The 23,359-nt window shown below is 29.3% G+C and carries 22 protein-coding genes and 1 riboswitch; of the genes, 1 reads left to right on the forward strand and 21 read right to left on the reverse strand.

Annotation, left to right across the window (positions count from 1 at the left end; translation table 11 throughout):
- Positions 1-42: 42 nt before the first annotated feature.
- From IC214_RS18125 to metK, 10 genes are all read right to left on the reverse strand, one after another.
- Positions 43-1,002, reverse strand: coding sequence for a N(4)-(beta-N-acetylglucosaminyl)-L-asparaginase (locus tag IC214_RS18125; RefSeq protein ID WP_227483556.1), 960 nt, complete (start codon positions 1,000-1,002; stop codon positions 43-45).
- 93 nt (positions 1,003-1,095) lie between these two features.
- The gene (locus tag IC214_RS18130; protein ID WP_227434555.1) at positions 1,096-1,614 is read right to left on the reverse strand and encodes a GrdB-related putative oxidoreductase; all 519 of its coding nucleotides are present in this window, start codon (positions 1,612-1,614) and stop codon (positions 1,096-1,098) included.
- A gap of 10 nt (positions 1,615-1,624) precedes the next feature.
- Positions 1,625-2,959 (reverse strand): PTS cellobiose transporter subunit IIC, encoded by a 1,335-nt coding sequence (gene celB / locus IC214_RS18135; RefSeq protein ID WP_227434554.1) that lies wholly within the window; start codon positions 2,957-2,959, stop codon positions 1,625-1,627.
- A 38-nt stretch (positions 2,960-2,997) separates the two neighbouring features.
- Positions 2,998-3,324, reverse strand: a complete 327-nt coding sequence (locus tag IC214_RS18140) for a PTS sugar transporter subunit IIB (RefSeq protein WP_227434553.1) — start codon at positions 3,322-3,324, stop codon at positions 2,998-3,000.
- A gap of 26 nt (positions 3,325-3,350) precedes the next feature.
- Positions 3,351-3,659 (reverse strand): PTS lactose/cellobiose transporter subunit IIA, encoded by a 309-nt coding sequence (locus IC214_RS18145; protein WP_227434552.1) that lies wholly within the window; start codon positions 3,657-3,659, stop codon positions 3,351-3,353.
- Between the two features lie 139 nt (positions 3,660-3,798).
- Positions 3,799-5,703 (reverse strand): BglG family transcription antiterminator, encoded by a 1,905-nt coding sequence (locus IC214_RS18150; protein WP_227434551.1) that lies wholly within the window; start codon positions 5,701-5,703, stop codon positions 3,799-3,801.
- A 343-nt stretch (positions 5,704-6,046) separates the two neighbouring features.
- Positions 6,047-6,829: a ComF family protein gene (locus tag IC214_RS18155; RefSeq protein WP_227434550.1), complete on the reverse strand. Its 783-nt coding sequence runs from the start codon at positions 6,827-6,829 to the stop codon at positions 6,047-6,049.
- Positions 6,830-6,831: 2 nt separating this feature from the next.
- Complete coding sequence (locus IC214_RS18160) at positions 6,832-9,051, reverse strand: ATP-dependent RecD-like DNA helicase (RefSeq protein WP_227434549.1); 2,220 nt, start codon at positions 9,049-9,051, stop codon at positions 6,832-6,834.
- A gap of 271 nt (positions 9,052-9,322) precedes the next feature.
- Positions 9,323-10,420 (reverse strand): hypothetical protein, encoded by a 1,098-nt coding sequence (locus IC214_RS18165; RefSeq protein WP_227434548.1) that lies wholly within the window; start codon positions 10,418-10,420, stop codon positions 9,323-9,325.
- Positions 10,421-10,754: 334 nt separating this feature from the next.
- Positions 10,755-11,948, reverse strand: coding sequence for a methionine adenosyltransferase (metK, locus tag IC214_RS18170; RefSeq protein WP_227434547.1), 1,194 nt, complete (start codon positions 11,946-11,948; stop codon positions 10,755-10,757).
- Positions 11,949-12,084: 136 nt separating this feature from the next.
- Positions 12,085-12,188: riboswitch (SAM riboswitch) on the reverse strand.
- Between the two features lie 188 nt (positions 12,189-12,376).
- Between metK and yyaC the strand changes: the two genes are divergently transcribed.
- Positions 12,377-12,886 carry a spore protease YyaC gene (gene yyaC / locus IC214_RS18175; RefSeq protein ID WP_021382545.1) on the forward strand — a complete coding sequence of 170 codons (510 nt, stop codon included), beginning with the start codon at positions 12,377-12,379 and terminating at the stop codon, positions 12,884-12,886.
- A 144-nt stretch (positions 12,887-13,030) separates the two neighbouring features.
- Here yyaC and fabZ read toward each other — a convergent pair whose 3' ends face one another.
- The 11 genes from fabZ to IC214_RS18230 form a co-directional block, all read right to left on the reverse strand.
- Complete coding sequence (gene fabZ / locus IC214_RS18180; protein ID WP_227483562.1) at positions 13,031-13,459, reverse strand: 3-hydroxyacyl-ACP dehydratase FabZ; 429 nt, start codon at positions 13,457-13,459, stop codon at positions 13,031-13,033.
- Positions 13,460-13,474: 15 nt separating this feature from the next.
- Positions 13,475-14,494, reverse strand: a complete 1,020-nt coding sequence (locus IC214_RS18185) for a rod shape-determining protein (RefSeq protein ID WP_227434545.1) — start codon at positions 14,492-14,494, stop codon at positions 13,475-13,477.
- A gap of 197 nt (positions 14,495-14,691) precedes the next feature.
- Complete coding sequence (gene spoIIID, locus IC214_RS18190; RefSeq protein ID WP_044212029.1) at positions 14,692-14,952, reverse strand: sporulation transcriptional regulator SpoIIID; 261 nt, start codon at positions 14,950-14,952, stop codon at positions 14,692-14,694.
- A 97-nt stretch (positions 14,953-15,049) separates the two neighbouring features.
- Complete coding sequence (locus IC214_RS18195) at positions 15,050-15,718, reverse strand: M23 family metallopeptidase (RefSeq protein ID WP_227434544.1); 669 nt, start codon at positions 15,716-15,718, stop codon at positions 15,050-15,052.
- A 65-nt stretch (positions 15,719-15,783) separates the two neighbouring features.
- On the reverse strand, positions 15,784-16,848 hold the full coding sequence (gene spoIID, locus IC214_RS18200) for a stage II sporulation protein D (protein WP_227434543.1): 1,065 nt from the start codon (positions 16,846-16,848) through the stop codon (positions 15,784-15,786).
- 86 nt (positions 16,849-16,934) lie between these two features.
- Positions 16,935-18,188 (reverse strand): UDP-N-acetylglucosamine 1-carboxyvinyltransferase, encoded by a 1,254-nt coding sequence (gene murA / locus IC214_RS18205; RefSeq protein ID WP_227434542.1) that lies wholly within the window; start codon positions 18,186-18,188, stop codon positions 16,935-16,937.
- A gap of 20 nt (positions 18,189-18,208) precedes the next feature.
- The gene (locus tag IC214_RS18210; RefSeq protein ID WP_227434541.1) at positions 18,209-18,946 is read right to left on the reverse strand and encodes a YwmB family TATA-box binding protein; all 738 of its coding nucleotides are present in this window, start codon (positions 18,944-18,946) and stop codon (positions 18,209-18,211) included.
- 85 nt (positions 18,947-19,031) lie between these two features.
- A complete protein-coding gene (locus IC214_RS18215) occupies positions 19,032-19,901 on the reverse strand; it encodes a 4Fe-4S binding protein (RefSeq protein ID WP_227483564.1) in 870 nt (289 codons plus the stop codon).
- Positions 19,902-20,086: 185 nt separating this feature from the next.
- Positions 20,087-21,388, reverse strand: coding sequence for a rhodanese-like domain-containing protein (locus tag IC214_RS18220; protein WP_227831459.1), 1,302 nt, complete (start codon positions 21,386-21,388; stop codon positions 20,087-20,089).
- A 43-nt stretch (positions 21,389-21,431) separates the two neighbouring features.
- Positions 21,432-22,172 (reverse strand): rhodanese-like domain-containing protein, encoded by a 741-nt coding sequence (locus IC214_RS18225; protein ID WP_227434538.1) that lies wholly within the window; start codon positions 22,170-22,172, stop codon positions 21,432-21,434.
- 135 nt (positions 22,173-22,307) lie between these two features.
- Positions 22,308-23,345, reverse strand: a complete 1,038-nt coding sequence (locus IC214_RS18230) for an ABC transporter ATP-binding protein (protein WP_227434537.1) — start codon at positions 23,343-23,345, stop codon at positions 22,308-22,310.
- Positions 23,346-23,359 lie beyond the last annotated feature (14 nt).

The following is a 23,359-nucleotide window of genomic DNA, read 5'->3' on the forward strand; positions in this document are numbered from 1 at the left end:
TTTAAATATTAAAGACTCTACTTTGCTGCATAAATACAAACTTTATTCACTCACTTCTATTGGAGCCTTTATCCTAGCTTCATATGCTTCCATCCACTCGTTTGACACAACCTTATGTATAGTTTTACCATCTATTCTATTTGATATATACACTGTAGGTTCTTCTGCTTTAGTAGCTACTGAGAATGTAAAGTCAGCTATGTTTGTAGCTACTCCCCATTCTCCTTTATTATTCATAGCAACTAATGATAAGTCTCCAGCTTTTCCTCGTCTTTTGATAAGTTGTTCATCTAACTCATTTACTGCTATATCACATGCCTCTTGTGGATGTTTTCCTTCTTTCATAAGTCTAACTATCTCATATGATATACACCCTTTCATCAAATCTTCTCCAAGACCAGTAGCTGTAGCCCCTCCTATGTTACTATCAACGAAAAACCCTGAACCAGATAGTGCAGAATCTCCTATTCTACCTCTTTTCTTCATAAATAGACCACTTGTTGAGGTTGCTGCACACATCTTTCCATCTCTATCTAAAGATATCATCCCAACAGTATCATGACCAGCATATGGGCTTAATCCTTTATCTAAAGTTTCTTTTTTTCTCTTCTTATAATGTAGTTTCGCTCTATCTGTTAACATATTTTTTCTTTCAAATCCATTTTTATGGGCATATTCTTCAGCTCCGATTCCAACTAAGAAATTATTCACTTTCTCATAACTTAGTTTTCTAGCTATGCTGACAGGGTTAGAATAATCTCTTATACCTGCAACTGCTCCTATATCTAGTGTGTTTCCATCCATAAATGCAGCATCAAGTTCTACTTCACAATTTTCATTTGGAAGTCCTCCATATCCAACCGATTTATAGAATGGATAATCTTCGACTCTTCTTACAGCAAGTTCTACAGCATCTCCTGCTTCCATTCCTTTTTCTAAATGTTCTGATGCTTCAGTGATTCCTTCTATAGCCATTCTCCATGTTGCTATCATTCCCCACATATCAGAAAATACCTCCTTAATTATAGAAACTCTATCCACATACTTTAATGTAAATAATATTTTACTTAAACCTGTCCCCTAGTAAAGTGTTAATTAATAACAAAATTCTTCTTTCATTAAAGTTATGTCTTCTTTATTTGCTATTGAATTTGCTAATTTACATATATTGTTTAGTGAATCATTAAGACCAATTCCACCTTTTTTAGGTGTCTTAACTATACATATATCATTTTTGTATTCGTTTATTACGTATGTATTTTCTTCTGACATAGCTGCAAAAGCTGGTATATCTGTTTTATTATTTATATTTTTAGATAATATTGCTGACATCTTAGAAAAATTTTCATAGTTAAAACTTGGTCCACAAATTACTACATCAGGATTTAACTTTTTAACCATAGCTATCATTTTATTTGTCACTTCTTCTTCATTGTTTATAAAAAATTCATCCCCACAGAAAAGTGTCGCTATTACTTTAGATTCTTTTAAAAATGGTTCCATCATTACACCTGGACCTAATGGACTTGATTTTCCAGCAGGAGGTATATTGCTTTTTTCTTTCCCACCTGCACCTGCTTGTATTTGATCCAATATCATAACTATTTTCTTCATAATTTTCCTCCTATAATACTAAATCATCAAAAGATATATCATCATCTTCCTCTTCAACATTTGTTTTTTCTTCTTTTAAATATTGTTTATCTAACATCTTTATAAATGGCATGTACATAAATATTCCTAGTACAAGAAGTATTATTTGTAATAAAGCACCTTGCCATCCTGTTGTTAGAAATCCAGAGAATATAATTGGAGTTGTCCATGGTAATTGAACTCCATTTGTAAGTGGTACTAATCCTGCTGACATACAGAAATAGGCTATTATTATGTTTATTGTTGGAACTATTGCAAATGGTATCAATAATATTGGGTTAAGCATTATTGGTAGACCAAATATTAATGGCTCATTTATTCCAAATATCCCTGGTAAAATTGATAATTTACCCATTGATTTTATACGTTTACTTTTGCATATAAGTAACATAGCTATAATTAAGGATAGTGTACTACCTGCCCCACCAAATGTTGCAAACATATCCTGGAATTGACCAGTTATTATGTTTGGTATTTTTGAACCAGCTTGAAAAGCCGCTAAATTTTCAGCTGATAAAATTTTTAATATTGGATTATAGACAGCTCCAACAACACTACTACCATTTATTCCAAAGAACCAGAATAAATGTAAGAATATATAAGCTATTGCCATAGCACCTAAACTATTTCCTAATTTTAATAATGGCATTTGTAAAAACTTAAATATAAATTCATGTATACTTCCATATGGTGTAGCTTCAAAAGCAATCTTGACTAAAAAGAAAACTACCATAACTATTGCACTTGGTATTAATGCAGCAAATGATTTTGAAACAGTTGGAGGAACTCCATCTGGCATCTTCAATGTCCACCCTTTTTTGACAACTACTGCAAATAACTTAACAGATGTTATTGCGGTTATCATTCCTACAAACATTCCCTTAGAACCCATCCAACCTAATGGGATACCAGTTACCATATAGACTGCCTTTGTTCCTTCTGGTGTATATGGTATTACAAATGGTGTAACTATAAAAAAGGCGACTATTGCAACTGCTGCTGATGCAATTGGGTCTACATCTATTTGTTTAGCATAAGAGTAACCAATTCCTAAAACTGCAAGTAAAGTCATTACTTCAAAAGTCGCTATAGTTGGCTGTTGTAATTTTACTGCCCAATCTGGACCAAAAATTTGACCTACAAATTCGTCCCATCCTTTTATTGGGAAGTTTGCTACTAATAAAAATAATGACCCTATTATCAATAATGGTGATGATACTAAAAAACCATCTCTAATTGCAATTAATAATTTATTTTTACCTATTTTTTCAGCCAACGGCATAAGTATTCTTTCCAATTTATTCATCTATCCACCCTCATTTCTCAGTATCTTTTTACTATATTTTAAGCTTGTTTAGATTTTATTAATTTTATAGCAAGCTTTAGTACTTTTTCTCCATTCATAGTTCCATAATCAGTTTCGTTTATTATATCCACAGGTTTTCCTTGAGCTTCAAACTTTGGCTTTAACTCCTTTAGCATGTATTTAACTTGAGGTCCTAACAATATACAATCTGGATTCTTCTCTGCAACTATCTTATCAATTTCTGCTATTGGAAATGCTTCTACTTCTATTGGTAAATTGTGTTCATCTGCTACTTTCTGCATCTTTCCTGCAAGTAAGCTTGTTGACATACCAAAACTACAAAATAAATATACTTTTCTCTTCATTATCTTAAATCCCCCTTAATTACTTTTTATTTTAATTTTTGAATTTCTTTTCTTAGCACTATCATTTCTTTTATAAGGTTTCTTTCACTCATACAAGTCATTAAATGGTCTTGAGAGTGAATTAGTAAAATAGATATATCTGATTTATTTCCTCCTGCTTCCTTTTGTATAAGTTCTGTTTGTACTTTATGTGCTTTTAATATTTCTTCATTTGCACTTTCGATTAATTCATCAGCCTTTTCAAAATCGTTTTCCTTTGCACAATTAAGAGCTTCATAAAGCATAGATTTTGCATTTCCAGCATGAATTATAATCTTTAATACTATTTCTTCCATTTCTTCCTCCTAAATTACTTGTCTACTTTTAACTGATTTCTATCTGATAGATATATAATATCTTATAAAAACAAAAAAACATGCACAACTTTTTCCACTACATGGAAAATTTTGTGCTTATTCACATTTTGATATAAATTTATATAAGAATATTTTTTATATTTTTAATATCACATTTACTTAGCACATCAAGCATATTTTCATCTTCTGTCAATTTAGATATTTCTTTGAATAATTCTCTAAATACTTTTCTATCATCATCTTTTTTATAAGCTAATAAAAGTATAATCTTTATGTATTTTCCATTTCTAATTTTTATTGGTGTTTTCAATCTTGCAAAACATAAGACAGATTGTTTTATATACTTCATATCTCCATGAGGAAATAATATTCCTTTCCCAACATTAGTTGGATATGCCTTTTCTCTCTCTATAATAGAATTTAAATATTCTTTATCTGCATAATGCTTTTCGATTAATAAATTAGTTAAGTATGCTATAGCCTCATAAATATCATTATGTTCTAGCTCTCTTATTAAATAATCAGACATCATTAATCTATTCATAAGTTTATATGATGTATCTTTTTCTTTTATTTTGTTGGTAAATTCTTTGAGTTTATTTTCATCTTCATCAGTAAATAGTGGCGTTGTTATAAAAATTGGCTTTTGTACATTTTCATATTCTTGAAATGCAATTATAAAATCTATCATTTTATTGAAGTTATCTCTTCTTAAATCTTCTTCCCTTAGTGTTTCAACTATTTCTATATTATTAAATCTCTTTTCTATCTTTACTTTTAGTAACATACTTACTCCAAAACTAAATGGGCACACGATACTTGCTTTTTTAGTTGATTCTCTCTTATTACTTTTTCTTTCTAAAGATGTTTGAAAGTGAAGAGTAAGATAACCTATTTCATCTTCAGTTATTTGTGTTCCTTTTTGCTCAATTCCTATTGAATTTGAAATTACTGTAAATAAAAAACAAAATTTATTTTTTATATTATCTAAAAGTGGATTTTCCAAATAAACGTTACTTTGCATTTGGTGCATTGTAACATTTAAGTGACATATTAATTGGTCATAAAGCAATATATCATTATTAAAGTTTATACCCGATTCTTCTGATACCAGATTTATAATTCTTTTTGTATACTCTGATAATTCTTCATTAAGGTATAGTGATTTTTTAGTATCTTTACTATTTATTTGTTTATTCATGCCAAGTATTAGTGATTCTATAAATAATTTTTCTTCATGGTTTAATACTATAGATAGACTGGATTTCAACTCATTTTCTATATCTAATATAAGAATTTCTAACTTTAATTCTTTTTTAATATTTACTATTTCAAAAGAATTCCCCAACCTTATTCGTATGATATTTATAAGTAAAAATAACATCAATTGCCTGAATGAAACATCTGTAAGTCTTATATCCATTTTATCTTCTATTATAGACATTATATTTTTGACAACTATTATGTCTACTATATGGAAATATTCTATTTCATCCATGTTTAGTCTGTATTTATCTATATATTTAAATAAAAATGCCACTAACATTATCCTTATGTCTTTCTCATTTCCCTCAATACATATACCACTGCCCGTTTTAGTTGAAATTTTCAAATTATAATTACTTAATTCTACTGATAATGTATTTATTTCTTCCCTAACAATATTTTTATTTATATACAATTTATTGGACAAATCATTTAAGGTAATCTTCTTATTATTGCAAAGTAATAGATTCAATATCTCAACTTGTTTATGGAGTTCACTATTTACTCTTTTAACTTCACCTCTTAACTTCTGATTTACTATTATTTTATCTGTATCATCTCCACTAAACTTAATTCCTATTTTAGGCTTTCTTTTAATATAAGCACTACAAAAAGTAGACAACCATTCATCAATGTACTTACAATCATTTCTTATTGTTCTCTCTGAGCACTCAAAATCGTTAGCAATGTCATTGATATTTATAAATTCTTCTTTCAATAGCAATACTGTCAACAAGTTCTCTTGTCTTTTGTTCATATATATCACCTCTTTATGATTCAATCTAAATTTATTATATATAAAAAAGAGCTACACATAAAAACATTATGCTAGCTCTCTTTTAATATGATATTTAGCTGACCTGGTCTTTGACCCCACACTCGCCTACTGGAGGGTTCGCTTGGGTTCGCCGCACTACTACTCTCTCTCGATTTTATTATCGGTAGGTCTTACTTCTAAGCCGCACCATGCTCATTAACCCAATTTTTAGTGTTAACTTACGTGGATCCTTTTGCCTGCGACTGGCTTGGACTTTCAACCACAGACCTAAATATCACTTATTCATTTTAATATTTTAAAGTAAAATTGTCAATATATAAGATTATTCCATAACGTAGTTGTCATTTGCTCTTGTAAGCAACGTCATTACAAAAACCTTATTAACACCAGATAACTTTAAAATCTTAGATATTTCATTTGTTGTCACGCCAGTTGTAAATATATCATCTATCAAAAGTACATTTTTATTATTTATTAATTTAATATTTTTGTTAACAGCAAACACATTTTTTAATTCCTTTTTTCTCTCTTGTTTACTTAACTTATAAAGCATCCTTGTATTTTTTTCCCTGGATATACAATCTAACATTGGAACATTGATTATTTTACTCAAACTCAAAGCTATTTTTTGTGCTTGGTTAAATCCTCTTTTATTAAGTCTTTTCTTATGAAGTGGAACAAATAATATATAATCAAATTTCACATTTTCTAAATCCAACTTTTCTTTCATTATTTGCGCTATGTATTTAGCCATAAATGTTTTTTGATTGTACTTTAATCCTAATATTATTTTTTTAGTTATCTCGTTGTATTCAATACAGGAGATTGACTTGTCAAAATAAAAACTTTTATCAAAACAATAGCTACATCCTTCAATAAATTCTTTTTCAAGTGAATGATGTATTATTGGCTTTCCACATTTTATACACCCATTCAGTATAAAATTCATTTCATTAAAACAACTTTTACAGACTGAATAGGTATTAGTTTTTTTTATTGATTTATCACAAATTATGCAATTTATATTTTCAGGATAAATAAAATCCAGACATTTATTAATTAGATTTCTAAGACTCTTAATAAAATTATCATTGCATATTTTCATATTTACTCTATCAACAGCCCTTCTTGTTTGAATTTGTTTAACTTATATCCTAAGTTTGAATATCTTTGATTTACTCTGTTATTTTTTATCATATATTCCAAATATTTCACATCTCCAACTAACACAACTAATTTTTTTGCTCTTGTCACTGCTGTATATAATAAATTACGACTTAGTAACATAGGAGGAGCCCAAGTTATTGGTATCACTACGACTGGGAATTCACTTCCTTGACTTTTATGTATGGTTGTACAAAAACTATGGTCAATCTCATCTAATTCATCATATAAGTATGATACAATTTTAGTTTGGTCAAATAGTACATAAATAGTTTTCTTATCCTTATCTATATGATATACATAGCCTATATCTCCATTATATATACCTTCCCCACTTTCCTTTTGGTCTTCTGTCTCCCACTTTTTTGTATAATTATTTTTTACTTGCATTACCTTGTCACCAACTCTAAACAACCTTTTAGAAAAACTTTCTTCTACTTTAAACTTCTCCTTTTTGTTAAGATACTTTTGTAACTCTATATTAAGATTGGTAACTCCTAGCTCTCCTTTTCTCATTGAAGATAACACTTGTATATCTTTTAGTTTATCAACATTATAAAATTTAGGTAATCTTTCATTTACCAAACCTATTATTTCATTTAATATCTCTTCATTTGTTGATTTTCTTATAAAAAAGAAGTCTTTTCCCTTTGTATTTAAATGAAGTGGTTCTCCATTATTTATCTTATGAGCATTCACAATTATCATACTTTGTTGAGCTTGTCTAAATATTTCATTTAATTTGACTACATTTATAATATTTGAATCTATCATGTCCTTAAGTACATTGCCTGCACCTACAGAAGGTAATTGGTCGCTATCCCCAACTAATATTACTCTTGTTCCTAATTTTATTGCTCTAAGTAAATTATACATTAAGATAATATCTACCATTGATACTTCATCGACTATTATTACATCTGAATTTATTGGGTCTTCTTCATCTTTAAAAAATGTTAAATCATCATCTGTTGAAAATCCCATTTCTAATAATCTATGTATAGTCTTTGCTTCTTTATTAGAAGTTTCACTCATTCTCTTAGCTGCTCTTCCCGTTGGAGCAGCTAAAGTTACACTTTTCCCATTATTTTCAAATATATCTATAATTGCATTAATAGTGGTAGTTTTTCCGGTACCTGGCCCACCAGTTATAATTAATACGCCACTATTCACAGATTCTTTAACTGCTAAAACTTGCTTCTCTGCTAACTTAATATTCTTATCATCTTCTAAAATTTTAATTTCATTTTCTATATCTATATTCAAATCTTCAAATTCATACTGCGACAATTTTACTATTTGACTACATACTCCATTTTCAGACAAATAGTAGGGCATAAGATATATGAGATTTTCATTATTTACTTTTTCTATATGTATTTTTTGATTATATACCAACATCATTACACATTCTTTTACTATGTCTCCACTTAACTCCAACAATTTTTCCGAATCTTGTATTAGAATATGTTCTGGCAAATATGTATGCCCATTACTTAGTGATTTATTTAAGGTATATAATATTCCTTGGCATATTCTATCTTTAGAATTCTTATCTATACCAATTTTATTAGCTATACTATCAGCTACTTTAAACCCTATTCCTCTTATGTCTTCAGCAAGCTGATACGGATTTTTATTTATAATTTCTATTGCACTACTTTTATATTTTTTATATATTTTTAGACAGTAGTTGGGTGTTATTCCAAAAGGAGATAGTTCAATTATTATGTTTCTTAATTCTCTATCTTCTTCATAACTCTTTACTATTTGCTTTACCTTTTTACTACCTATCCCCTCTACTTCTTGTAATTTTTCTGGGTAGTTTTGTATTATATCTAGTGTGTCAACACCAAACTTATCAATTATTCTCTTAGCCATTTTTTCGCCAATTCCATGTATCATACCAGAAGATAAGTAAACATAAATTCCTTCCAAAGATGATGGTGTCACTGGCATAAAACTATTCACTTCAAATTGAGTTCCATAAATTTTGTGGTTTACCCATTTACCTTCAACCTCTATACTCTCTCCCATTGCTAAAGTAGGCATACATCCTACAACAACAATTTCATCATTTTCATTTACCAGATGAGCTATTGTATAGCCATTATCTTCATTTTTAAAGACTATTTCACTTATCATTCCTTCTAATTTTTCCATTTTTATCTCCTAAAAATACTAATAATTGTTCCGTTCGTATGTTAGTATACTTAAATATATTAAGTTCTATGATAGGATTCTATCAGAAAATTTTTCTATATTTTTATACTTAACTTAATTTCTAACTATTATACATTTTATCAGAAACAAAAAAAATCTGCACCCTAAAAATATGGTACCTTAAAGTAAAGGTACCATATATAAATAATTATTTTATTTCAACCAGCTTACTTCTAAAACATAGATTAAATTTCACAAATTTATTTTGATATTAATTTACCTCAGATTTATTTTCCTTGTATCCTTCAGTTTTGGTAATTCTTCGATAAAGCATACATAGTAAAATTAAAATTCCCATATAACCTGTATATGGATATAATGTCCCTACAAGCTTATCAAATGGTAATAATCCTCCTATACATGCTAATATGCTTACTACTACTGTTATTATTTTAAATTTAGGATGGTCATCTTCCACAAATCTATTAGTTACTGACCATAATAATGGTACAGCTGTAGTATATATTCCTAATAAAAGTACTACTGAGAATAAAATACCTATAATTGGAGATATCTTGTCAGCTAAATAAAGAGCTGGTATTTCTTTTGTGTATATATTTCCTACATCTGAAAGTAATGCTAGATTCATCATTATAGCAGCTGCCATAAGGGCTACTCCACCTACTATACCTCCCCATACAGCATCTTTCTTATTTTTTGCTGAAGCTCCCATTCCAGTTAAAAATGTTATTACTATTATTACATTATAGCAAGTATAAAGTACACCTGAGAAATATCCATTTGATGTAGCAGTTTTAACGTTTAGACTATCAATTATAGCTCCTGCATTTGATAAAGCGCCAATATTACTAAATAGACTAATTGCTCCTACTAAAAGTGTAAATATTATTATTATAGGACCTATATTACCTAGTATCTTTGAAAGCCTTGTCAAACCTAGAGATACAGTTATTAGGGAAACGATTGCCATACCAATTCTACCTACATATGGATTTAGACCATAATACTCTGATAATGTAGCTCCTGCTCCTGCAATCATTATTACTAATGTACCAAACAAAAACAATGGTCCAAACCACTCAAAAAATGTACCAAGATATTTTCCACAATATACTTGATAAATCTTTATTGGTTCTTTAAGCTTTAATTCTCTCCCTTTTTCTATAACTTCTGCTCCAAACCATGAGAATAATACCATAGATATTATTCCTCCTATAATTCCAGCATACCCATAAAACGTAAAGAATTGTACTATCTCTTGACCAGTTGCAAATCCAGAACCTATTACAGTCGCTACATATGCTCCAGCAAAACTTATAACCATTTTGATGTTTATTTTATCCGACATACACACTACTCCCTCCTAAATAAAATAAATTTTTTAATAAGTAAAATTTAATTTAAGTTTATTAAGACTATATTAGTTGTATTATTGATGCTTTTCAATATTTTTTGAATTATTTAACATTACTTAACGAAATCTTAACCAATTTTTAACATATGCCTTCTACTATGTATTAATTTAATGCAATATTATATAATGAAATATATTAATCTCACTAAATAATGTTTATTTATTATATGATTTAAAATTAGTATTTATTAAATATATTTAATCATAAAATAAAAAACTGCTAAAACGTAATTTTAAAATTACATTCTAGCAGCTCCTTATCTAAGCATTATTCACCTAATGCGTCTTTTCTTAATTGTTCTACTTTATCAGTTCTTTCCCATGGTAAATCTATATCCGTTCTACCAAAGTGACCATAAGCAGCAACCTTTTTGTAAAGAGGCTTTCTTAAATCTAAATCTCTTATTATTGCTCCTGGTCTTAAATCAAAGTGTTTGTTTACTAGTTCAACAAGCTTCTCTTCTGAAACTTTACCTGTCCCAAAAGTATCTATAAATATAGATAATGGTCTAGCTATACCTATAGCATATGCAAGTTCTATCTCACATTTATCTGCAAGTCCAGCCGCAACAATATTTTTAGCAACATATCTAGCAGCATAAGCAGCAGATCTATCAACTTTTGTAGGGTCTTTTCCTGAAAAAGCTCCTCCACCATGTCTAGAATATCCTCCATAAGTGTCTATTATTATTTTTCTTCCTGTAAGACCTGTATCCCCTTGAGGTCCTCCTATAACGAATCTGCCTGTTGGGTTTATATAAATTTTAGTATCTTCATCAAGTAATTCAGCTGGTATAACTGATTTTATAACATGCTCAATTAAATCTTGTCTTATCTTATCATTTGATACTGTTTCACAATGCTGAGCTGATATAAGAACTGTATGTACTCTTACAGCTTTATTTCCTTCATATTCAACAGTAACTTGAGTTTTTCCATCTGGTCTTAAATAATCAACTAAACCTGTCTTTCTAACTTCTGTAAGTCTTCTTGATAATTTATGAGCTAATGATATTGGAAGTGGCATTAATTCTGGAGTTTCATTACATGCAAATCCAAACATTATACCTTGGTCTCCAGCTCCTACTTTTTCTATTTCTTGCTCTATTTCTTCTCCAGTCTTACTTTCTAGACCTTCATCAACTCCCATAGCTATATCTCCAGATTGTTCATCTATAGAAGTTATAACTGCACAAGTGTCACAGTCAAATCCATATTTTGCTCTTGTATATCCAATTTCTTTTACTGTTTCTCTTACTAATTTAGGTATATCTACATAAGCAGATGTACTTATTTCTCCAGCTACTAAAACTAAGCCTGTTGTTACTGTAGTTTCACAAGCTACTCTAGATTGTGGGTCTTTTTCTAACAATGCATCTAATATTGAATCTGATATTTGGTCACATATCTTATCAGGATGTCCTTCTGTAACTGATTCTGACGTAAATAAATGTCTTGCCATTTTTGTTCCTCCTTATTCATTCTTAATTTTTATTATAGATTTTACCTTATCTTCAATTCTTAGAAATTTTACTCAAAATAAAAAACCTCTCCTTATAAGAAGAGGTTAATAATCGTAATCGCATACTAATTAACTGACCTCATCTTTCAAGACTTTTGTCTTGTAGGAATTAGCACCTTTTCCCATTTGGGTGGTTGCTGGGCTTCACAGGGCCTATCCCTCAGCCGCTCTTGATAAGGTAATCAAGATTTAAGTTTTATTTTACTTTATTAGCTTACTATTTTTTTAAAATTTTGTCAAGATTTTTAGTCATATTTTTGCTATTACTTTTTTTGTGAGACAAATAAAATATTATCTCTATCTGAAATTTAAAGTTAGGTCTTTTTAGTGTTTTTTATTCATATATTTTTTTGAAGGGGGTGTTCCTATTGTATTTAGCTAAAGTAAATTACAGCGATGATGATGTTATACAGATGCTAAGTTCAGTTCTCAAAACCATAATTAATGAAAATACGATTGTTGTTTGCATAGGAACAGACAGGGCTATAGGTGATACTTTAGGCCCTTTAGTTGGAACAATACTTAAAAACAGTAAATTTAAATACCCCGTTTACGGTACACTAGATAACCCTATTCACGCCTTAAATATATATGAGTCTTTAGATACTATAAAAAATACACATATGCAAGGTAACTTCTTGGCTATAGATGCTTGCTTGGGGTCACAGAGTAACATAGGCAATATACAGATTAGAGAAGGACCTATCCTGCCCGGAAAAGGTGTGGGAAAAAAACTACCTCAAATAGGAAATTATTCTATAGTAGGAATTGTAGATAAAATTGATGAAAATAACAGACTTTCATTTAATAATATACGTCTTAGCTTTATACTAGACTTAGCTGAAACAATAGCCTTAGCACTATTGGTATCTACTTAAATCTTATATAAGGTAACTGATAAAATTTTTTGTATTAAAAAGGTAGATACTATAGAGTATTTAATTTAATAAATACTCCAAATTATCTACCTTTTTATTTTGATATTTATTCTTCTGTTTTAATGCTTTTCATTCTTAAAAATTTTATTTCTCTACTAGAGCAAACATTAACTCACCTTTACAGACAAGTTCTTCACCAACATAAGCTTTAGCATCTGCTTTTGCTATATTTCTTCTAAGCGTTGTCATTTCAACTTCCATAGTCAATGTATCTCCTGGTCTTACTTCTCTCTTGATTCTAACTTTATCAATACCAGCAAATACACCTAATTTCCCTTTATTTTCTTCCAAAGACATCATTGCTACTCCACACACTTGTGCTAGAGCTTCTACTATCAGCACTCCTGGCATCAATGGGTAATTTGGAAAATGACCTTGAAAAAATGGTTCATTAACTGTTACATTTTTTATACCAACAGCTCTTTTTCCAACTTCTAACTCTGTAATCTTGTCCACTAATAAAAATGGATATCTATGTGGTATTAGTTCTTTTATTTCATCTATATTTAACATTTTAAACTCTCCTAATTATTTTCTTTTGAAAGACCCACCTGTTTCAAGTAAATCTATTGAGCCCAAAGCAATCCCTGTTCCTTTCGCAACACAAGATAGTGGTTCATCTGCTATTGTAACAGTTATTCCTGTTCTCTGTTCTATTATCTTATCTAATCCATATAATAATGAGCCTCCGCCAGTCATTATTATACCAACATCACCTATGTCTGCTGCTAATTCAGGTGGTGTTTTTTCTAAAACAGCATGAGTTGCAACAACTATTTGTTCAACACATTCTCTAAGGGCTTCTAACATTTCTGCTGAGTTTATAGTTATAGAACTAGGAAGACCTGTAATCAGATTTCTTCCTGTTATTTTCATATACTTTTCTTCTTCTCTCTTAAATGCAGAACCAATTTCAAACTTAATTTTTTCTGCGGTTCTTTCTCCAATAAGAAGATTATGTTGTTTTTTCATGTACTTAACTATAGCATCATCAAATCGGTCTCCGCCAACTTTTATAGATTCACTTACAACTGCTCCCCCTAGTGATATTACGGCTATATCTACAGTTCCTCCACCAATATCTATAATCATATTACCATTAGGTTGTGATATGTCTACACCAGCTCCTATAGCTGCTGCTATTGGCTCTTCTATGATATACACTTCTCTAGCCCCAGCTTGTCTAGTAGCATCCTCTACTGCTCTCTTTTCTACTTCTGTAACACCTGTTGGCACACATACCATAATTCTAGGCATGAAAAATCTTCCAAATCCCTTTTTATCAACTATCTTATCTATAAAAGATTTTAACATCTTCTCAGTTACATCATAATCTGAAATTACACCATCTCTTAAAGGTCTTATTGCAACTATATTTCCTGGTGTTCTTCCTATCATTTTTTTAGCCTCTTCTCCTACAGCTAAAACAGAATCTGTTCTGTTGTCTATTGCAACAACAGATGGTTCTTCTAAAACGATTCCCTTACCACTAACATAAACAAGTACATTTGCAGTACCTAAATCTATGCCTATATCAGCTCCAGCCATTTTTTCAACTCCTTCATTTATATATTAGATTATATTATAAGCCTATTTATTAATACTCCTATAATAAAGCATATACAAAAATCTCGCTTTAATCAAGAGAAAATAAATGTTTTGAGAGTATTATTCTTTTGCTATTTATAATTATATAATATATTTCTTACAATAATTTAATGTAATAAAAAAAGTAGGTTTTTAACCTACATTTTTTTATGTTCCTTCTCATACTTTAATTTCGTTGCTAATCCCCCTCTAATATGTCTCTCTGATTTATTTTTGTCTAGCACACTTTTAACTTCTTTGGCAAGGGATGGATTTATTTCCTTTAATCTTTCTGTAACATCCTTGTGAATTGTACTCTTACTTACTCCAAATGTCTTGGCTGTTTGTCTTACTGTAGTGTTTTTTTCAAGTATATATTTTGCTACCACTATGGCTCTTTCCTCTATATGAGATCTCAAAGATTACCCCCCTCACATAATAGCTTTAATGATATATATGTAAAAACACCAAAAAATATAACAAGCTTAACCAAATATGATTAAACTTGTTATACTTTTACTTAATTAGACTCATTGGGTCTATAGATTTTTCTCCATTATATGCTTCTAAATGCACATGTATACCCTCTTCACTTTCTATCTGAGAAGTACTTCCTACAGTCCCTAATGATTGTCCTTCTGTTACTTTCTGATTCTTCTTAACACTAACATTTTCATCTAGATTTGAATATACTACTACAGTATTATTGTCGCTTTTTATTTTTACTGATTTTCCATATTCTTCATCATCAAATACATCTACTACCATTCCGTTTAATAGAGATTTTATTTCTTTACCTTTAGTACAACTAACATCTATACCTTTATGAGTTTCCCAAACATCCAATGTTTTAGAATAACTAGGTTCTTTTTCTGAATATTCTCTTATTATCTTATCACCAATGTAATTTAATTTTGTTGTACTTGACTTATTTTCTTCTTTTGCCTTAGCTTTTTCTAAGTTTTGTTTTGAATCTGTCGCAGTAGGAATAGCATCTTTCTTATCTTTTTCAATTAAATGTATTTCCTCTTCACTATCTTTATTAGATTTTTCTATCATGCCTTTATTAGAAGCTAATTTATCTACATTATTATTTGTAAACCAAACTCCACCTACTGCTAATAAACAAACACATACAAATAAAGATAAATAAAAACCATCTTTTTCTAACAGTTTTTTCTTCATTTCGCACCTCCAAATATATTTCTACATTTGGATTATTGACGTGTTTTTGGTATTTTATACAATTATTAGTATATATCTTTTATTTTTGTATCAGTATAGTAATGTGATAATATATCATAGTATTTATAGCCTTCTTCTGCCATACCTTCAGCTCCCCATTGACTCATACCAACACCATGACCATATCCTTTTACTACAAAATCTATGTATCCTTCTCCAAATTTTATATCAAAGTTTGCAGAATTTAAGTTAAAAACAGTCCTAACATCTTTTCCTGTGACTTCTTTGTTTCCTAATTTTATTTTTTCTACAGTTCCAGCATCGCTTCTTTCAGTTATTGCAACTTGTTTACTCAAATTATTTACATCTATCACAATACTACTATAAGACTTTCTAAGACTCTTAACAAAATCTGTGTTGCTTATTTTAAGTGTTGATGCAAATTTGGGAGAATACTTATCATATGGGCTTTCTACAGATTTTAAATAAGGATATTTTGATGAAAATACCTCTTCACTATTCTCTGTTTTCCCTGATGAGGTAGAGAAATAAAGAGGAAGTATAGCCTTATCATTGTAAGTTATTATCTGCCCCTTAGTGCCTTTAACTGCGTTTTTAATTTTAGAATACTTATTTTTAATCCATTCTTCACCATTCAACTTTTTAAGAGTCGCATAACTCTTGTATTCTTGACAGTGTTTATAATCAGTACATACCACTGCATTTTTATGTTTACTTGATTTCCCATGTTCTTGCTTATATACTACATACGTTCTAGCTGCTACAGCTTGGGCTTTTAAGGCCTCTATATCAAAATCCGAGGACATCTCACCAGCTAGTACTCCACATAAATAGTTTTCCATGTCCATTTTTTCAACTTTACCTGACATGTGATTATAGACATTTATAACTGGTGTTTTTTTGTCTACAGTTTCATAGTTTACTACCTTTTTATCTTCTTTCTTACCTTCATTTTTAATATCATTTTTTTTAATGGTTTTGTTTATGGAAACTACTTTCTCTGGTTTTTCAGTTAGCTCCACATTTTTGTAAGAAACTAAAGTTATCAATGAAGGGACTAACACAGAGCAAGTTACAAATCCTAACAAAACAACCAATGGGTTCTTCATATACTCTCCTCCTTAGCTTTTAAAACCTTGTATTTAAGTATATGAACAACCCTATCAATTTATAACTTACTTATCTAAACCAATTATTAATCTTCTACTATTTTGATTTGACCACCTAATGCTGTTATCTTTTTATCTATATCAACATAACCTCTTTGAATATGGTATATTTCTCCTATTTGAGTTTCTCCTTCTGCTATAAGACCGCATAAAATAAGCGCTGCTCCTGCTCTTAAATCAGTAGCATTCACTGCTGCACCGTGTAATTCATCTACTCCATTAACAACCGCACTTCTTCCATCTATTTTTATATTAGCACCCATTCTATTGAATTCAGCAACATGCATAAATCTATTTTCAAAAACAGTTTCTATAACTACACCAGTTCCATTAGCTACAGTAAGCATAGCCATAAATTGAGCTTGCACATCTGTAGGAAACCCTGGATGTGGTAAAGTCTTTATGTCTATTGGCTTTAATACCTTTGGACCTACTACTCTAACAGAATTGTCCATCTCTGTAATTTCACAACCAGCTTCTCTTAATTTAGCTACAACTGGCTTTAAATGCTCCATTAAAACATTTTCAACTGTTATATCACCTTTTGTCATAGCTGCTGCAACCATATAAGTTGCTGCTTCTATTCTGTCTGGAATTACATTATGTTCTGCTCCTTTTAACTCCTTAACACCTTTTATCTTTATAGTGTTAGTACCTGCACCTTTAACATCTGCTCCCATTTCATTTAAGAAATTAGCTAAGTCAACTATTTCTGGTTCTTCTGCTGCATTTTCTATTATTGTAGTTCCTTCTGCTAAAGAAGCTGCCATCATTATATTTTCAGTAGCTCCAACAGATGGGAAATCTAAATACAATTTATTTCCTACTAATTTTTCTGTTGCGGCTTCAACAAAACCGTGGTCCATTTCTATTTTTGCACCTAAAGCTTTAAATCCTTTTAAATGTAAATCTATAGGTCTCGTTCCTATAGCACATCCTCCTGGCATAGAAATTTTTGTACTATTAAATCTAGCAAGTAATGGTCCCATAACCAAAAAAGAAGCTCTCATCTTTCTTACAAGCTCATATGGAGCTTCACAAGTTCTTATATTACTTGCGTCAACAGTAAGTGTATTTTCTTTATATTCAACTTCTGCTCCTACATGTCTTAATAAATCTGATATAACATGAACATCTCTTAAATTTGGAACTCCATTTAAAGTTGATTTCCCGTTTGCTAATAAAGTTGCTGCTATTATTGGTAAAACTGCGTTTTTTGCGCCATCTATTTTAACACTACCTTTAAGTGGATTACTCTTTTTTACTATTATCTTAGCCATATTTTCTGATCTCCTCATAATTAATAATCTAATTTTATAATTGGTGTGGCAATATATATGAGTGTTTTTCCATCGTCCTCATTATATTTAATTCCTATATTTAAATTGATTTTTTCCCCTAAATATTCTAAATCATCATCATTTAATACTTTACTATATGCTGTTATAGATAAAAAGTTTACGTCTTTCACTTTATCTATTTGCTTAGCACTCATATTATATAATATTTTTTGTAAAATATCATCATATTTGTGGTTTTGTAACCTTTTTGTGTATTCTCCAACAATACAAGCAGATACATCTACTTGAGATGAATATTTATTTAACACGTTTTCTACACTACTATAAATATCCTCTTTATGTTTATATACTTTGTTGTCCAATATGTCAACTATTATGTAGCTTTCTTTATTATTTTTATTTATTCCTTTTATAGAAATTTCTTTATCGCTATCTTTTATAGTAGCATATAATTGTATTTCATCGCCATACCCTTTTTGGTTCCAATTTATTCCTTTTTCATCTAACTTTAGATTGTTAATTATTTCTAGAAAAATATTATGTAATTCTTTATTTGATAAATTGTAATTTATAACAGAATTAATTTTCATATTATAATATTTAAAATCGGCTTCTGAAGTTTCAAGAGCACTAATTAATTTATTATATCTAGTATTTATATTTGCATCTGCATAAGATATTGTCATGCCTATAGCCATTAACATAAAAAAACTTACAACTAATTTTATTATCTTCATAATAAAAATCCCCCTTAAATTTGTTTTTCTCTATAACAGAATTATTAACAAATTTAAGAGAGATATACTTTATCAATATGTATTTTTATGCATTTTGTAATTTTATATTAAATAAATGTTTTTCAAACTCTTCGATTCCAATTCTCTCTAATACTTTACTTATTCTTTCTCCTGGACTTGCTAATTGTTTATATGTATAAAATACATCTTGCACTAATTCTTCTATATTATCCTCTGTATACAAATTACTAAGTCTATCTCCAAATCTATAGCCTCTTCCCATTCTACCACCAAGATAAACAGCTAGTCCTTTTTTATCAACTTCCATAGCTCCAAATGGACATGCTTGAGCACACTTTCCACAATTTACACATTCTTCTTTATTCCACACTAATTTCTTATCTTCCATATAAACTGATTTTTGTCTACAAGATGATGTACACAATCCACAATTTTTACATTTATCTTCATTAAATTTTACGTATACTTGACCTACTATACCCACATCATTAGTATTTGCTTTTGCACAGTTATTTGGACATCCAACTAGTGTAATTTTAGTTTTAGATGGTAAATCATATCCAAAATATGAATCATGTAACTTTCCACATAATTCTTGTGTATCATATATTCCATGTTGACATACAGTACCTTTGCATGCGACTAATGGTCTTACTTTTTTACCCGTACCACCATGCTTTAGCCCTACAGCTTTTAAATCTTCCTTCATTAAATCTATATCTTCATACTTTATCCATGGTATTTCAACAGCTAATCTAGTAGTAACACCTAAATAACCTCTACCATATTTTTCAGATAACTTTGATAAGTTGATAAGCTGTTCTGCTGTAAAGTTTCCCGCTCTACTCAATATTCTTATTGAGAAATACCCTTCTTGGCTTTGGGCTAATATACCTTCAGCTTTTAACCTTGCTTTTTCATCTTTACTAATCATATTTCACACCTCATAATATATAATTTTATAATTCTATATTGCTAATAATATGTTTAAATAAGTGCACATCCATATAAGCATATTCTAACTATGTTTATATTTTAAAACATAACAAAGGTATATTCAACTTAATAAACTGAATATACCTTCATTTTAAACAATTATATTATATTTTTTACAAAATTCTATTTTGAATCTCCTGTTTCAATTGGATTTGAATCATCAAGACTCCATCCCATCCATCCATCACTATAGAGAGAAGTATTTTCAAATCCCATAACATTTGCATATGTTAATACCTCTGCAGCACGCCATCCACTGCCACACATAAATGCAAGTTGTTTATTAGTATCTATATTTTCTTTATCCCACATTGCCAATATTTCATATTGATTTCTCATTGTGTTATCTATATTACGATACTCTTCTAGTGATACACTGTCACTACCTGCATGACCATATAAGGCTCCTGGTATACGACCTTTTTTATCATAATAGCTATATCCAGATATTTTACCTATATGTTCATCCCAAGAACGATTGTCCACTAATGTAAATTTATTTTTATCTCTTAGTTTTTGCTTTAATTCTGGTATACTAACAATTAGTTGTGGATTAGCTGGTATATTTGCCCCAAAAGTAGTACATGAACTTTTTGGATTACTAGTTAACTCCAGCTCATATCCTTCTGATAACCATGAGTTTATTCCACCATTCAAAACTCTTACATCTCTTACTCCTATATATCGTAATATAATAGCAATTCTATAAGAAGCCATAGATGCGCTACTTGAAACTATCACAGTATCATCTTTTGTAAATCCATAGTCTAAAGCAAATTTGGCCAAATTATCATTGTTAGTAAGCATCCATGTTGGAGGAGGTTCTATAATATCAGTATTTATATGAACACTTGTAGGTATATGCCCTTTTGCATAAGATTCTTTTTCTTCTCCCCAACTTGCTTCAATCATTTTTATATTCTTAGAATATTCAAATGTCTCTGGAATTTTTCCATCCAAGATATCTTTTATTATGGAAGCAGGTACTATCATTTGATAATTTTTATATCTTTCCATTGGAAGATTTTCATTATTTGCCCATTGTTTAATATCATATTTATATAGATTTTTATATCCTTTTTTAGATAAGTAAGTAGCTACAAGTAAAGCATCTTTTCCATTAGCATCATATAGTACTATATTTTTATCTAAATCAATACCTTTTGTTTTTAGTGCTTGTTCTAATACTTTGTCTTTTTTATCTGAGTCTACATATAACCAATTCGCAGAAAAATCTACTGCTCCTCTTATATGTCCACCTCTTTTTACTCCATCTAATTTCCAGCCATTATATGCATCATTTAAACGAGTATCAACTATAACCCAAGATTCATCTTGTACTTTCTCTTTCAAATCTTCTGTAGAAATTGATTTAACATTAGCACAAAAACCTTCTTCTATTTCTTCTCTTAATTTCTTCGACATAATTTGTACTCCGATTTCTAATCAATCTTTTATTATTTTGAATCTATTTAACTAAATCAAAATCATATTCATCCACACCATCAACTGAATTATATACTTTTGTAAATCCATTCTCTGAAAGTATTTTAGCTGCTTGCCCACTTCTATTTCCAGTTCTACAGTATAAAATTATATCCTTATTTTTATCAAGTTCTCCCATTTTCTTTTCTGTGTCTTCTAGTGGTATATTGATAGCTTCTTTTAAATGTCCAGTTTCAAATTCTTTTGACTTTCTAGCATCTATTACTATAGAATCTTTATTTTCGCTTATTAACTTTAACATTTCAGGCGCAGTTATATCATTATATGTAACTAATTCATAATCAAAATCTTTCACACCTTCTACATTATAAACATCTTTAAATCCATTTTTTACTAATATTTCAGCAGCTTTTGCACTTTTTTTACCTGAGTTACAATACGCTAATATAGTTTTATCCTTATATCCTTCTAAAGCACTTAATTTATCTTCTAAATCATCTACTGATATATTTATACCATTTATAATATGACCTTTAGCATAGTCCTCTGCACCTCTTACATCTAATATCAATAATTCTTTATTTTTCTTCATCATTTTTACAGCCTCTTCACCTGTGGCTTCTTTATAACTAGCCTTATCTTGACTTTGAGAAGATTCTTTTGGTTTTTCTGATTCTTTAGAATCACAACCAACTACACTCCCTAATGTTAATACTAAAGTTAAACCAATAGCTAAAACTTTAAATCTTTTACTAAATTTCATAAAATTACCCTCCAAATATTAAAAATATTCCCTTTTTTGATATAAAATCTTATTTTATTATAGTATTCGAATTCATTATAACAAAATTAAAATATATTTGATACTTATTTACTTGTTTACAGCCATAGTTTTTTTCTATAGTTCAACAGGAAAGAATAGAATTTTTCTTTGTTCCATAAACACATCTACCTTTTCATTTATTTCATATAAATTATTGTTGCTACTAGCTTTTAATACCGTTCCATCAATATCTACATCATAGTAAACTTTATCTCCTGCATATCTTTTTTTTAATATAGACCCTTGTCTTCCTACATCATTATCAATCGTTTTTAGGATTATACTTTCTTTTGGTATCATTAACTCTACATTATCTATATTTATATTTTTATATTTATCTAATTTAATAGAAATTATATCATTTACAAATTCTCCATTTCTTATATTTCCGATTAAATAATTTTTTTCTCCAAATATATTTGCAACTTCTTTACTTTTGGGATTTTCATAAAGATTATCTGGTGTGTCGAATTGTTTAACCTCACCATTTAACATAACTGCTATTCTATCACTCATCATTAACGCTTCTTCTTTGTCATGTGTTACTAATATCGTTGTTATCTTTAGATGTTTTTGTAATCCTAATACAAATTCCCTCATTTCATTGCGTAAATTAATATCTAAATTTGAAAATGGCTCATCTAATAACAGTACCTTTGGATTTATTGCTAAAGACCTTGCTATTGCAACACGTTGTTGTTGTCCTCCTGAGAGTTCGTTTGGATATTTATTTTCATATCCTTTTAACTTAACTAAATTTATAAGTTCGTTTACTTTACTTTTTCTTATATTCTTATTTATTTTTTTCATTTTAAGACCGAATTCTATATTTTCATATAAAGTCATATGTGGAAATAATAAATAATCTTGAAAAACTATTACAGTATCTCTTTTTCCTATAGGTATATCTAATACTGATTCATTATTTAAAAGTATATCTCCGCAATCAGGATGTAAAATACCAGCAATTAATTTTAGAGTAGTACTTTTTCCACAACCTGATGGACCTAAAAGAGAAACTATTTCTCCTTCTTTTATATCTAAATTCATATTGTTTAAAACTTTGATTTTGTTAAAACTCTTACATAAATTTATAAGTTTAACTGATGACAATTATTACACCTCCA

The sequence above is a fragment of the Clostridioides sp. ES-S-0190-01 genome, from assembly GCF_020658275.1.
In the GTDB taxonomy this organism is placed as follows: domain Bacteria; phylum Bacillota; class Clostridia; order Peptostreptococcales; family Peptostreptococcaceae; genus Clostridioides.

What these genes read in the sequence shown, in the direction of transcription:
- IC214_RS18155 (WP_227434550.1), bottom strand. Translation starts at nt 6,829, where the DNA reads ATGAAAATATGCAATGATAATTTTATTAAGAGTCTTAGAAATCTAATT.
- celB (WP_227434554.1), bottom strand. Translation starts at nt 2,959, where the DNA reads ATGAATAAATTGGAAAGAATACTTATGCCGTTGGCTGAAAAAATAGGT.
- IC214_RS18220 (WP_227831459.1), bottom strand. Translation starts at nt 21,388, where the DNA reads ATGTCGAAGAAATTAAGAGAAGAAATAGAAGAAGGTTTTTGTGCTAAT.
- IC214_RS18145 (WP_227434552.1), bottom strand. Translation starts at nt 3,659, where the DNA reads ATGGAAGAAATAGTATTAAAGATTATAATTCATGCTGGAAATGCAAAA.
- IC214_RS18210 (WP_227434541.1), bottom strand. Translation starts at nt 18,946, where the DNA reads ATGAAGATAATAAAATTAGTTGTAAGTTTTTTTATGTTAATGGCTATA.
- IC214_RS18195 (WP_227434544.1), bottom strand. Translation starts at nt 15,718, where the DNA reads ATGAAGAAAAAACTGTTAGAAAAAGATGGTTTTTATTTATCTTTATTT.
- IC214_RS18160 (WP_227434549.1), bottom strand. Translation starts at nt 9,051, where the DNA reads ATGGAAAAATTAGAAGGAATGATAAGTGAAATAGTCTTTAAAAATGAA.
- IC214_RS18140 (WP_227434553.1), bottom strand. Translation starts at nt 3,324, where the DNA reads ATGAAGAGAAAAGTATATTTATTTTGTAGTTTTGGTATGTCAACAAGC.
- murA (WP_227434542.1), bottom strand. Translation starts at nt 18,188, where the DNA reads ATGGCTAAGATAATAGTAAAAAAGAGTAATCCACTTAAAGGTAGTGTT.
- IC214_RS18185 (WP_227434545.1), bottom strand. Translation starts at nt 14,494, where the DNA reads ATGGCTGGAGCTGATATAGGCATAGATTTAGGTACTGCAAATGTACTT.
- spoIID (WP_227434543.1), bottom strand. Translation starts at nt 16,848, where the DNA reads ATGAAGAACCCATTGGTTGTTTTGTTAGGATTTGTAACTTGCTCTGTG.
- metK (WP_227434547.1), bottom strand. Translation starts at nt 11,948, where the DNA reads ATGGCAAGACATTTATTTACGTCAGAATCAGTTACAGAAGGACATCCT.
- IC214_RS18125 (WP_227483556.1), bottom strand. Translation starts at nt 1,002, where the DNA reads ATGTGGGGAATGATAGCAACATGGAGAATGGCTATAGAAGGAATCACT.
- fabZ (WP_227483562.1), bottom strand. Translation starts at nt 13,459, where the DNA reads ATGTTAAATATAGATGAAATAAAAGAACTAATACCACATAGATATCCA.
- IC214_RS18165 (WP_227434548.1), bottom strand. Translation starts at nt 10,420, where the DNA reads ATGTCGGATAAAATAAACATCAAAATGGTTATAAGTTTTGCTGGAGCA.
- IC214_RS18130 (WP_227434555.1), bottom strand. Translation starts at nt 1,614, where the DNA reads ATGAAGAAAATAGTTATGATATTGGATCAAATACAAGCAGGTGCAGGT.
- IC214_RS18215 (WP_227483564.1), bottom strand. Translation starts at nt 19,901, where the DNA reads ATGATTAGTAAAGATGAAAAAGCAAGGTTAAAAGCTGAAGGTATATTA.
- IC214_RS18150 (WP_227434551.1), bottom strand. Translation starts at nt 5,703, where the DNA reads ATGAACAAAAGACAAGAGAACTTGTTGACAGTATTGCTATTGAAAGAA.
- IC214_RS18225 (WP_227434538.1), bottom strand. Translation starts at nt 22,172, where the DNA reads ATGAAATTTAGTAAAAGATTTAAAGTTTTAGCTATTGGTTTAACTTTA.